Source organism: Paenibacillus kribbensis (assembly GCF_001705305.1).
In the GTDB taxonomy this organism is placed as follows: Bacteria; Bacillota; Bacilli; order Paenibacillales; family Paenibacillaceae; genus Paenibacillus; species Paenibacillus kribbensis_B.
Genome location: NZ_MCBP01000002.1, coordinates 463,974 through 477,079 on the forward strand (window position 1 = coordinate 463,974; position 13,106 = coordinate 477,079).

General features: G+C 48.8%; 9 protein-coding genes. 3 read left to right on the forward strand and 6 right to left on the reverse strand.

Annotated elements, in window-relative coordinates:
- Positions 1-109 precede the first annotated feature (109 nt).
- Both BAZ21_RS05320 and BAZ21_RS05325 read right to left on the reverse strand, forming a co-directional pair.
- A complete protein-coding gene (locus tag BAZ21_RS05320; RefSeq protein ID WP_068497770.1) occupies positions 110-817 on the reverse strand; it encodes an SDR family oxidoreductase in 708 nt (235 codons plus the stop codon).
- Between the two features lie 59 nt (positions 818-876).
- Positions 877-1,821 carry a helix-turn-helix domain-containing protein gene (locus BAZ21_RS05325; protein WP_068497772.1) on the reverse strand — a complete coding sequence of 315 codons (945 nt, stop codon included), beginning with the start codon at positions 1,819-1,821 and terminating at the stop codon, positions 877-879.
- Positions 1,822-1,984: 163 nt separating this feature from the next.
- On the opposite strand from BAZ21_RS05325, the gene BAZ21_RS05330 reads away from it, so the two are divergent.
- The 3 genes from BAZ21_RS05330 (at position 1,985) to BAZ21_RS05340 (ending at position 10,142) form a co-directional block, all read left to right on the forward strand.
- A complete protein-coding gene (locus BAZ21_RS05330; protein WP_068497774.1) occupies positions 1,985-4,180 on the forward strand; it encodes a glycoside hydrolase family 52 protein in 2,196 nt (731 codons plus the stop codon).
- Between the two features lie 36 nt (positions 4,181-4,216).
- Positions 4,217-6,472, forward strand: coding sequence for an alpha-glucuronidase family glycosyl hydrolase (locus BAZ21_RS05335; RefSeq protein ID WP_068497776.1), 2,256 nt, complete (start codon positions 4,217-4,219; stop codon positions 6,470-6,472).
- A gap of 244 nt (positions 6,473-6,716) precedes the next feature.
- Positions 6,717-10,142 (forward strand): family 14 glycosylhydrolase, encoded by a 3,426-nt coding sequence (locus BAZ21_RS05340; protein WP_068497779.1) that lies wholly within the window; start codon positions 6,717-6,719, stop codon positions 10,140-10,142.
- A gap of 179 nt (positions 10,143-10,321) precedes the next feature.
- Here the strand turns inward: BAZ21_RS05340 and BAZ21_RS29510 are convergent, their stop codons facing one another.
- From BAZ21_RS29510 to BAZ21_RS05355, 4 genes are all read right to left on the reverse strand, one after another.
- Complete coding sequence (locus BAZ21_RS29510) at positions 10,322-10,435, reverse strand: putative holin-like toxin (protein WP_232289167.1); 114 nt, start codon at positions 10,433-10,435, stop codon at positions 10,322-10,324.
- 165 nt (positions 10,436-10,600) lie between these two features.
- A complete protein-coding gene (locus tag BAZ21_RS05345) occupies positions 10,601-11,335 on the reverse strand; it encodes an ABC transporter permease (RefSeq protein WP_068497781.1) in 735 nt (244 codons plus the stop codon).
- Between the two features lie 28 nt (positions 11,336-11,363).
- Positions 11,364-12,074 (reverse strand): ABC transporter permease, encoded by a 711-nt coding sequence (locus tag BAZ21_RS05350; protein ID WP_068497782.1) that lies wholly within the window; start codon positions 12,072-12,074, stop codon positions 11,364-11,366.
- Complete coding sequence (locus tag BAZ21_RS05355; RefSeq protein WP_068497784.1) at positions 12,067-12,993, reverse strand: ABC transporter ATP-binding protein; 927 nt, start codon at positions 12,991-12,993, stop codon at positions 12,067-12,069. The genes BAZ21_RS05350 and BAZ21_RS05355 overlap by 8 nt, the downstream gene beginning before the upstream one ends.
- Positions 12,994-13,106: the final 113 nt, after the last annotated feature.

Here is a 13,106-nt window from a genome sequence, read left to right on the forward strand (position 1 = left end):
TCATAAAAAAACCGGTCAACACTTTGTATGGTGTTGAACCGGTTTTTGTTTAAAGATTTATTCCTGCCTGTCGGATCGGATCAGAATAAAACATGCACTTCGTTGCGCTTTAGATCAGCGTATAACCACCATCCGGGAACAGCACACTTCCAGTGGTAAACCTGTTCGTCATCAGGTACAACACGGTATGTGCGATTTCCTCGTTATAGCCCACCCGACGGAGCAAGGTTACTTCCTTGTATTCCTCAAAAGCCTGCGCCCGCTGCTCCCCCTCGGGACCGTCTCGCCAAATGGTGCCGGGAGATACGACATTGACCCGTATGGGAGCCAGCTCTACCGCCAAAGCCTTGCCCAAGCTTTCGATGGCGCCGTTAGCCGCTCCATATGTAGCACCAAAGCCCATTGGCCGCTGGCTGAAAGCCCCGGACATGAGGACGATCGAGCCGTCCCTGGAGATATGCGGCACCGCATGCTTGGCAGCAAAATATTGCGGCCAGAATTTCCCCTCAAACGGAGTTTTCGCCTTTTCCGTATCTATGGTGATCGGACCACGTGTATAGCTCGCGCCCGGTGTGAACAAATGATCGAATGCTCCGACCTTTTCAAAAAACGCCTGCACTTCCTCCTCCTTCTGATTATTCAGTTGGAAGGCTTCCACTGATTCTGCAGGGATGAGTTTCTTCGCCTGCTCCAGTTTGTCCGCAGAACGCCCGGCGATCACGATATTCGCCCCCTGTTTTGCTGCTTCTATTGCCGTTGCCAGCCCTATACCTGAACTGCCGCCAATCACGACGACACGTTGAGATTGTAAATTCATATTAACCTCAGCTCCTTTATAGGGATTATAGCATAACTATTTTATGAATATACATATCTTTATTCAGACGGGCTTTCCTGCACCGTGCTTTTGCGGTAGGATGTCGGGGACTGTCCGGACCAACGTTTGAACTGTCTGCTAAAATGCGCAATATCTCCGTAGCCGAGCATGTCGGCAATTTGCTGCACCGACCATTGCGGGTCAGCCAACAGCAGCTTGGCTTCATGCAGAACAAGTCCTGATAGATATACACGGGGAGATACGCCAAAAACACTCCTAAATACACGGTTGCAATGGGACACACTAATGCCCAGCTCCGATGAAATCCCCTCGATCCCGTCCTGTTTTTCCACCGAGCCGACTTGTCCAAAAGACTGATTCACCCTGCCCTGAAGACGACTGGCAATCTGATGGGCAAGCTCTGCCTGCACGTATCCGCGCCCTGGCAGATGTGCCGCTTCGCTTGATACCGCCTCCCACAACGTGGCAAACAGCTCAAATACAGCGGACTGAATCCGCATACGCTTGGCCACCGAATCACCGCTTGCTCCCATGCCTTCTGGCGCAGAAAGATCGAGCAGCTTGCTCAGCGCAGGTCCCATTTGCCTCGCTACCGTGCCTTCGGCCGGGAACAGCACTTGCTCCAAACGGCTCAGCAACGAAAGGAACAACTTATCATCAATATCAAAATGCATGCAAAAATATGTAAAGCCCTCTCCGTTACTATGGCTGGAATGGACGATTCCCGGGCGCAGAAGCACTAGCTCCCCCTCACGCTGTGTATAGCTGCAACCATCCACAACCATGACCTGTTCTCCCGCAAGCACGATGTTAATCTCATATTGAGGATGCTCATGTGGAGGATAACTCCAGTCTCTTCCGACACTTCGCGTATGGATGGCAAACAGATTGACTGTAGTCCGCACATCGGGAAAAAAGAATTCCTCTCCTACAGCCGTAAGGTCTGAATGATCGGGGCGCTTCGGTAAACGTGGGGATGACATGTTTTCCCTCCTGGCTTGCATCGTATTTACTCCAGTATATCGTTTTCAGCGCGATTTGGATAAATTGTTGAGCGATTTGACAATGGTTCCCTGACACATGACATGCTAGGCTCTATGTGTGTCGAATGAAAGTTAAACTTTATTGTGAAAGGGGTTTCATTATATGACGAGAAACATATTTTATAATACACAGCATGCACCTATGGGTGCCTTCTCCAGCTTTACGCTCGGATTTAAGGGAAATCGCGGCGGGCTCGGCCTGGAGCTCGGAAAGCCGGCGGATGAAAATGTATACATCGGGCTGCAATCCAGAGACGGCAGCGTATACGAGGCGCTTCCTTTTTTTGCATCTGCACAGGATGAAAGTGTCCGCTATGATGTGGAGAAAAAGGATAAAAAAACGGAGCCGCTGCTCGTTGCCTTTGCCGATCAAGATATTACCCGTGAGCTGAAAGCAGGAACGGATACATGGCAGGCCGGTGATTTGGCGTTCCGGCTGTATTCTCCGGTTCGCCAGGTGCCCGAGCCGGGAACTGCGGATGAAAGCGAGCTGCGGGCTGCGCTGGTTCCGGCGGTATTTGCCGAGCTAACGGTCGATAACACGCAGGGGACCGCAGCGCGGAGAGCTTTTTTCGGCTATCAGGGCAGTGATCCATACAGCGGCATACGCATTGTAGGAGAAGACCCGCGCAGGGACGCTACCGATTCCACCCGCTCTGAGAGACTCACGGGCATCGGCCAAGGGCGCAGCACAGCCATTGTGACCAATAGCAGCGAAGCGATACCTGCCAGTGGATTTGCACTGGAGAAGCTGCTCGGAGAGCCTATGGCCGAGAATTTATCCTTTGGCCTGGGCGTGACGGGTGCAATCCTCATGGATGTTCCCGCAGGCGAGAAGCGCACGTATTCCTTCGCCATATGCTTCTATCGCGGTGGCATCGTGACGACAGGCATCGAAGCGACGTATTACTACACTCGGCTATTCAAGGATATTGAAGACGTCGCGAGCTATGCTTTGGAGCATTTTGCAGACCTGACGGCGGCCTGTATCAAGGCTAACCACTGGATCGAGTCGGCAAGCTTGAGCCCGGATCAGGAGTTTATGCTCGCTCAGGCGATTCACAGCTACTATGGCAGCACCCAGTTGCTCAGTCACCAAGCGGACGGAGAACCGATCTGGATTGTGAACGAAGGCGAGTATCGGATGATGAATACACTCGATTTGACGGCAGATCAGCTCTACTATGAATTGATTTTGAACCCGTGGACGGTACGCAACGAGTTGGAGTGGTTCGTCCAAAGATACAGCTATCGGGATGAGGTACGCTTTCCGGGAGAGGAACAAACCCATCCGGGCGGCATCACGTTTACGCATGACATGGGTGTGGCAAACGTGTTCTCCCGGCAGGGGTACTCCTGTTATGAACTGGCAGGGATTGACGGCTGCTTCTCTTATATGAGCCACGAAGAGCTGGTGAACTGGCTATGCTGCGCCACGGTATATATCGAGCAGACACAGGATCGGTCATTTACGACACGTATGCTGCCTATCCTGCGTGAGTGCTTCGATAGCATGCTGCAGCGGGATCACCCAGACCCGGCACAACGCAACGGCTTAATGGGCCTGGACAGCTCCAGAACCCTTGGAGGCGCGGAAATTACGACCTACGATAGTCTGGACGTATCCTTGGGCCAGTCCCGCAACAACATTTATTTGGGCAGCAAATGCTGGGCCGTATATGTAGCGCTGGAAAAGGTGTTTGCCTCAGAAGGACTTGACTCGCTTGCACGGGAGGCTGGCCTACAGGCAGACAAATGTGCAGCGGCAATCACAGCGCACATGACAGACCAGGGATATATCCCTGCCGTTATTCGGGAAGGCAATGATTCGCAGATTATCCCTGCGATTGAGGGGCTGATTTTCCCTTACTTTACTGGCTGTGAGGACGCGCTTAAGCCTGATGGACGGTTCGGCGGATATATCCAGGCGCTGCGACGCCATTTGGAAACTGTATTGGTGCCAGGGGTTTGCCTGTTTGAAGATGGGGGCTGGAAGCTGTCCTCGACCAGTAACAACTCCTGGCTGAGTAAAATCTATCTGTCGCAGTTTATCGCCCGTGAGCTGCTGGAGCTGCCTTGGGAGGAAGCAGGGCAGGCCGCAGATGCCACCCATGTCTCATGGCTCCTTCACCCCGAAGAATCCTACTGGTGCTGGAGCGATCAAATGCTCTCCGGCATTGCCCACGGCAGCAAGTATTACCCGCGTGGAGTTACCGCTATTTTATGGCTGTATGAAGGCAAGGACAACCGTCTCGTTCTTCCCCGGCATATGAGTCAGAATCAGGAGCAGCATGTCTGACTCGAACCTTCATCTGTCCAAAAGGAGGCTCCCATTATGAGCAAGCGTATGGATATGCAAAAAGAGAGCGGCTATGACGCTTGGCTGCATTATCGCCGCAATCGTAAGGTGGAGAATTTACCCGCTTGGTGCAGAGTCATCGTGGTTCAAAAAGCAGATGAAGTGCTTCAAACAGCTGCGAGTGAGCTTCAGCACGGATTGGCCTCCATGTTCGGACAGCAGCCAAAGATCAGCGCTGTTCCTGTGAGTGCACCATTCATTGCTTTGGGTACGTTCCAAGAGCATGCATGGGTCGCAAAACAATTTAGCCCGGAAGAACAGGCAGATGTGAGCACAGAAGGCTACCGAATTCGCGGGATGGAGACTCCCAACCTGGCACATTCAGCTTCGCATGACAACAATGATATCAATGGAGCGTATGTCACGGTCGCCGGGCAGACCAGCAAGGGCGTATTATATGGGGTTTTTCATCTGCTGCGCTACCTGCAAGGTGGACTGGATGGCAAGCTGAAGCCCGCCACCGAAGAAGCATTGCAAGCACCCATTCTGGATGTACTGTCCAATCCGGCTAATTCCATCCGCATGATTAACCACTGGGATAACATGGACGGCAGTGTTGAACGCGGGTATGCGGGGACGTCCATTTTCTATGATAATCATGCCTTTACTACAAATATGAATCGCCTTCGAGACTATGCTCGTCTGCTTGCTTCTATTGGCATTCATGCGCTGTCCATTAACAATGTGAATGTCCATCACGTAGAAACCGAGCTGATTACAGATACATTCCTACCGGATGTGGCCAGAGTGGCTGCGGTGTTTCGCGCCTATGGCATCCAAATCTACCTGAGCATTAACTATGCCAGCCCTATGCAGCTCGGTGGACTAACCACCGCCGATCCGCTGGACCCCGGTGTAGCTGAATGGTGGCAGATCAAAGCCCAGGAAGTCTACACCGCTGTTCCCGATCTGGGCGGCTTCGTGGTCAAGGCCGATTCCGAGAATCGGCCCGGACCGTTCAGCTATGGGCGTCATCACGCCGATGGAGCCAATATGCTGGCAGATGCGCTACAGCCCTATGGCGGGCGTGTGATTTGGCGCTGCTTTGTCTATGACTGCAAGCAGGATTGGCGCGACCGCAAGACGGATCGGGCTCGCGCGGCCTTTGACCATTTTAAGCCACTGGATGGGCTGTTTCGGGATAATGTCATTTTACAGATTAAAAATGGCCCCATGGATTTTCAGGTGCGGGAGCCTGTCTCTCCCTTGTTCGGTGCGCTGGAAGCTACCCAGGTACTGCTGGAATTTCAGATTGCACAAGAGTACACGGGACAGCAGCGACATCTGTGTTACCTTGTTCCGCAATGGAAGGAGGTACTGGATTTTGATACCTATGCACAGGGGGAAGACTCCACCATCAAGCGCATTGTGAGTGGCGCTCTGCATAGCAAGAGCCATTCTGCTTCCAGTAGCAGGAAGGCCATTGTTCATACCGGCAGCGGCAGTTTCCAGGAGGAGCCAACGAATCATGTCCCCAAGCACGAAAACTATGGGATCGCCGCTGTATCCAATATTGGAGCCGACGCTAATTGGACCGGGCATTTGCTCGCCCAATCCAATCTTTACGGCTATGGTCGGTTGGCATGGGACCCGGAGCTGTCCGCAGACGAAATCGCGGATGAATGGGTTCGGCTGACGTTTAGCGGTCAAGGGAAGGGGGACAGCAACAAAGATTTAATCCCTGCCATTAAGCAAATGCTGCTCGATTCATGGAATATCTACGAATCCTACACCGCTCCCCTTGGGGTCGGCTGGATGGTCAGTCCCGGTCACCACTATGGGCCAGATGTAGACGGCTATGAATATTCGATGTGGGGCACCTACCATTTTGCCGATTGCCGGGGGATTGGTGTAGACCGGACGACCGCAACCGGAACGGGCTATGCAGGACAATATTTTTCTCCTCATGCCGATATTTACGAATCTACTGACACCTGCCCGGATGAGCTGCTATTATTTTTTCACCATGTTCCTTATACGCACACGCTTCACTCCGGCCAAACGGTCATACAGCATATTTATGACACCCACTTTGAAGGCGCAGAACGTGCGGCCCAGCTTAAAGACACATGGATCAGTCTGCAAGAGCAGCTGAATAAAGGGATATATGAACAGGTGCTGGAGCGACTGGAGCATCAGGCGGAGCACGCCAAGGAATGGCGGGATCGGATCAATTCGTATTTTTATCGCAAAAGCGGCATTCCCGACCAGAAAAATCGTCCTATTTATTAAGGAGATATGCTGCAACTTGCTATTCGTCATATCACTAAGAGGCATGTGTCTGATTCGGACCGTGCCTTATTTTTTTGCCTGGATTCGTTTGAAAATATACGGCTGTAACTGCAAAATAGTCATATTCCTCCCCCCTGAATGTGCAATAAATTCTTCTTTTTATGCAACCGCTTGCTTTATACTATTTTTGTAGACGTTTACAAAATGTTGTCGAAATAGACTATGCTTTGGGGAGGATGATCGATTGACCTTGTATCGAAGTCTATGGAACAAAGGGTGCCTGATTCTGCTAAGCCTTGTGCTGTCTCTGACCGCCTTCATTGGCTCACCTTCCAATACGGCAAGCGCCGCGGTTGCTGATGATTTTCAGGCTTCCGTCATGGGGCCGCTGGCGAAAATCAATGACTGGGGCGCATTCAAAAAGCAACTGCAAACGCTGAAAAGCAACGGCGTGTATGCCATCACCACCGATGTCTGGTGGGGCTATGTAGAAAGCGCAGGAGATAACCAGTTCGATTGGAGCTATTACAAGACCTATGCAGACGCTGTGAAAGAGGCAGGACTGAAGTGGGTTCCTATTATCTCTACGCATAAGTGTGGGGGAAATGTCGGGGATGACTGCAACATCCCGCTGCCAAGCTGGCTGTGGAGCAAGGGCAGTGCAGATGAAATGCAATTCAAGGATGAAAGCGGCTATGTCAATAACGAAGCCCTTTCACCGCTATGGAGCGGAGCTGGCAAGCAATATGACGAGCTGTATGCCTCGTTCGCTGAACATTTTGCCGGGTACAAAAGCATTATCCCCAAAATTTATTTAAGCGGTGGCCCTTCCGGTGAATTGCGATACCCGTCCTACTATCCGGCGGCAGGATGGAGCTACCCGGCACGGGGCAAATTCCAAGCCTATACTGAAACAGCCAAAAATGCGTTCCGCACGGCCATGAATGAAAAGTATGGATCATTGGACAAGATTAATGCGGCCTGGGGAACGAAGCTAAGCAGCCTTAGCCAAATCAACCCGCCGACCGACGGAGACGGATTTTACACGAACGGCGGGTATAATTCCACCTTTGGGAAGGATTTTCTGTCGTGGTACCAAAGCGTGCTTGAAAACCATCTGGGCGTCATCGGAGCTGCTGCTCACAAAAACTTCGATTCCGTGTTCGGTGTCCGCATCGGAGCCAAAATTTCCGGTCTGCACTGGCAGATGAACAACCCTGCCATGCCTCACAGCACAGAGCACGCAGGCGGATATTATGATTACAATCGCCTCATTCAAAAATTCAAGGATGCCGATCTGGATTTGACCTTTACTGCATTGGAGATGAATGACAGTGGCACTGCACCGAATTATTCCCTGCCGTCCACACTGGTAGATACCATCTCTTCGATTGCAAATGCCAAGGGCGTTCGCCTGAATGGTGAAAACGCACTCCCAACAGGCGGTGGCGGATTCCAGAAAATTGAAGAGAAAATCACAAAGTTCGGTTATCACGGCTTTACACTATTACGCATCAACAATCTCGTCAACAGCGACGGCTCACCAACCGGGGAAATGAATGGATTCAAACAGTACATTATCAGCAAGGCCAAGCCTGTCGATAATGGAGGCGGTACAGGCAACAAAGTAACCATATACTACAAAAAAGGCTTCAACTCGCCCTACATTCACTACCGCCCGGCTGGCGGAAGCTGGACGGCTGTGCCTGGCGTAAAAATGCAGGAGGCCGAGATTAGCGGCTATGCCAAAATTACCGTCGATATCGGCTCTGCTTCCCAATTGGAAGTCGCTTTTAATGACGGTAATAACAACTGGGACAGCAACAACACCAAAAACTACTTTTTCAGCACAGGCACTTCTACTTACACGCCAGGCAACAGCGGCAATGCGGGAACCATCACAGCTGGCGCTCCATCGGGTACCAATCCCGGGGATGGCGGCGGTACAACCAACAAGGTAACTGTATACTACAAAAAAGGCTTCAATACACCTTACATTCACTATCGCCCGGCTGGCGGAAGCTGGACGGCTGTGCCTGGCGTAAAAATGCAGGAGGCCGGGATTAGCGGCTATGCCAAAATTACCGTCGATATCGGCTCTGCTTCCCAATTGGAAGCCGCTTTTAATGACGGCAATAACAACTGGGACAGCAACAACACCAAAAACTACTTCTTTAGCACAGGTACTTCTACCTACACACCTGGCTCCAACGGAGCCGCAGGAACTGTCCAAACGGGGTCGCCTTCGGGCGGCTCTACTCCCACCGAACCGGGTAATCCCTCCAATCCAACACCTCTTGGCACAGACTGGAGCAAACAGAGCATTTACTTTATTATGACAGACCGTTTCAGCAACGGGGATACATCGAACGATAATTACGGTGGCTTCAATTCGAACAACAGCGACATGCGCAAATGGCATGGCGGCGATTTTCAAGGCATTATTAATCAGCTCGACTACATTCAGAATATGGGCTTTACAGCCATCTGGATTACTCCGGTAACGATGCAAAAGGGCGAATTCGCTTATCACGGCTATCATACGTATGATTTCTATACCGTTGACGGGCATCTTGGGACAATGGACAAGTTTAAAGAGCTGATCCGTAAAGCGCACGACAAAAATATCGCTGTTATGCTGGACGTAGTTGTCAATCATACAGGCGATTTTCAACCAGCGAACGGATTCGCCAAGGCTCCTTTTGACAAAGCAGGCTGGTATCATCACAATGGCGACATCACAGGGGCAGACTACAGTTCCAACAACCAATGGAAAATTGAAAACGGCGACGTGGCCGGATTGGATGACCTGAATCAGGACAACCCTGCAACAGCCAACGAGCTCAAAAACTGGATCAAATGGCTGTTGAACGAGTCGGGGGTCGACGGGCTACGGGTGGACACTGCCAAGCATGTACCCAAAGGCTTCCTAAAGGATTTTGACCAAGCGGCCAATACCTTTACCATCGGTGAAATTTACAGCGGCGATCCCTCTTATGTAGGCGATTACACCCGATATCTCGATGCTGCACTGGATTTTCCCATGTATTATACGATCAAGGATGTGTTCGGACGCGATCAGTCCATGACCAAAATCAAGGAACGCTACTCGGATGATCGTTACTATCGTGATGCCCAGACGAACGGCGTATTTATCGACAATCATGATGTGAAACGCTTCCTTAACGAGGCCTCCGGCAAGCCTGGTGCCAGCTCTGACAAATGGCCACAGCTCAAGGCCGCTTTGGGCTTTACTTTGACGTCGCGCGGGATTCCAATCATCTATCAAGGCACCGAGCAGGGCTTTAATGGCGGAGATGATCCCGCCAACCGGGAAAACGTCGTGTTTAACGCCAATCACGAGCTGTACCAGTACATTGCCAAACTAAACCGTGTGCGCAACAGCCATCCTGCCCTGCAAAACGGCAGCCAAAAGGAAAAATGGGCAGACGACTCCTTTTACAGCTTCCAGCGCTCTAAAAGTGGCGACGAGGCTATCGTACTCATCAACAACTCGTGGAGCAGTCAAACCCGCACGATTGGCAACTTCGATAATCTGTCCAACGGCACCCGTCTGACCAATCAGTTAAGCAACGACTCCATTCAGATCAACAACGGTTCGATCACCGTGACGCTCGCTCCGAAGGAGATTAAAGTTTTCACCAAGTAACAGCCGCATTCAGTTACATTGATTATTCAAATGTGCTAAAATGAGTTATAGAAGGTTATACTAAAAAAGAGCAAGGATGCTGGTAACATCCCTACTCTTGGCAACAGCCGCTTTGAAGAGCGGTCGGCTGAAAAGGGCTAGCTATTAGAAATAGACCGTGTTTCCCTCTCCAGGGCGGTCTATTTCGATTTGTTTTGGTTCAATGCAATAACAATCGTAACGATTAATCCGATCAACGCTACTAATAGCGTGCCGAACATCATCATTAATGTCAGAGCATCCTTAACCTCCACAGGCATCACCTCCCTTCCGGGAGACTTAGCCGACCGCCCACCTAAGCCATTCTGTTGTTACTAGAATTATAGCACGTAAATCCGTCCTTCTGCGACAACATTTTACAGTTTATTCAATCAACCTCATACAGGACACTCATCGTCTTTTTCCACTTACACATCTACTTATTTCTCTATTCGAATATAGCTTCGCAACGCTAAAAAAAGCCCGAGCACAAAAATGAAGCATATACTGATGATCCCTCCAGGAACATACGTGAATGTTCTCCCCATTTGGCCATGTGGAGAAAACAATAACGGCACTGTCCATGGATAAAAGGTATTCCCCGGTGTATTAACCAAAACAAAATTTAAGCACATGACCGTACACATCCCTATAATGGCGGGCACAAATTTTTTCCAGCGAATAGCGAAGAACGTAATGATCGGGATGAGCATAGCGTGCATAAGAATCATTTTAGCGAATATCCCAAGCTGATACATAACAATTTCAAAGGTTATCGGTCTGGTCGTAATAAACGTCCCCAATATCGCAGATAGTCCAAATGCCAACAACAGGCTAACAGCGATGTACATATAAATAACGAGTAGCTTGCTGAGGTAGATGCGAGTTCGACGAACCGGGTTTGTGAACAGGGCAATATGGGTGTTCTCTTGATACTCTCTCGCAAAGATATAGCAGGTCAAAATGTAGTAGCTCATATATCCAGTCAGAAAATTAATGATGGATACCAAATCCATAAAGTATTCATTCCACCCATCACGATCCAAGGAGAGCTTGGGATTCACTGCGTAAGTATAAAAATTCAAAAATACAGTTACTATTAAAATAAACACACTTAGAAAAAGAATTTTAGTTCCTTTTAACTTCAAACGCTCTGCTTTAAACAGATCAAACATAGTAGCCCTCCTTTCAAAAAATCTGAATTTAGCTTCTTCTTTGATATGACCATATGGATAAAAATAATCCCACAACAAAGGTAAGGGATAAGCTGAACCAGGCTATTGAGATATCGACATGCCTGACCATGCTTCCTTCATTGGGAGATAAAAGATACGGAACAATCCACGGATACCATTCACTTTTGTAAATGAAATTTAAAAATACAGCAACACAAACTATGAGCACGACCCCCATAAGGCTTTTCCAACGTATTGCGAAAAAAGAGGCAATCGGAATTAACATCGCATGCATCACACACATCTTAGCAAATATTTGAACCTGGTATACCCAAATAGCCATTGTTAAGGGACGGCCAATGATCAGCATCCCTAATAATGCAGACAAAAGCAGGATGGAAAATAAAGAAAAAATAATATATACGTATATGACCATTAATTTACTGATATAGAATCTAACTCTGACTACAGGCGCGGTAAACATAAAAAGATGCGTGTTTTCCTGGTATTCTCTTGCAAATATATGGCCCGTTAATACGTAGTAACTGATAAACCCAGCTGCAATATTAACCATGAGGACGATGTCCTCAAAATAGGAGTCCCAACCTTTTTTATCAATTGAATATCTGTCAAAAATAGCGCCCAAACTGAACACCAACAGCACAACAGCCAGCAATATAATATAGCTCAAGAAAAAAGATTTAGAGCCTTTAAGCTTAATGAGCTCTGCTCTAATCACGTCGCCCACCCTCTCCTGAAATGAGAGACAAAAAGTACTCCTCTAGCGTCTGCTTGGAGGTGTGTATCTCATAGACTGGAAAATGATGATCTATTAACTGTTTATTTAACGCGGCTGTATTTTCAATCGGACTATTAATTCTTAGTTGTTGTCGGGACATCACTTTAGATTGTAGCTGCTTCATGTGTTCTTGCAGAAATGTTTGTACTGGTTCTGCATCGTTTACTTTTATATCTGTGTATTGTTCAAAATCTTCCTCCAACCGACTCAAACGGTCTTCTGTCAACAGCTTTCCATTATGTATAATCCCGATGTGTGTAGCTAACTGCTGAATTTCGCTCAAGATGTGGCTGGAAATAAGAATCGTTTTCCCTTCTTCCTCGCACAACCGCTTCAATAGCTGACGAATTTCCTTAATTCCTGATGGGTCCAGTCCGTTCGTCGGCTCATCCAATATGAGCAACTCAGGGTCATGAACAAGCGCCCTCGCAATCCCTAATCTTTGCTTCATCCCTAAGGAAAAATCCTTAAACTTCTTCTTGCCAGTATGTTCTAATCCTACGGTAGACAGTGTACGATCTATTCTTCCATTGTCCTGTACCCCCATGTACATACAGCAAATTCTTAGATTATCGCGTGCACTCAGATTTTCGTATAAACCAGGCGTTTCGATAATCGTACCTATTTTCGAGAAGATAGAAGGATAGTTTTTCTCCAAACGCTCACCAAATAAAAAAACCTCCCCACTTGTAGGCTCAATTAGCCTCATTAGCATGCGGATAGTGGTTGTCTTGCCAGCTCCATTTTCACCGAGAAAACCATAGATACTCCCCCGCTCCACATGTAAGGAAATATCGTCAACGGCTACTGACATCCCGAACTGCTTACGGAGCTTTTTTGTTTCAATAATATATTCCACTTTCAAACCTCCTATTGCAATAATCACCATTTATCATACATTTACTGGGATGATGAATCAACAAAACATTACACTTTTAGTATTCTTGTAATTTTTTTACCATAAATAACAAA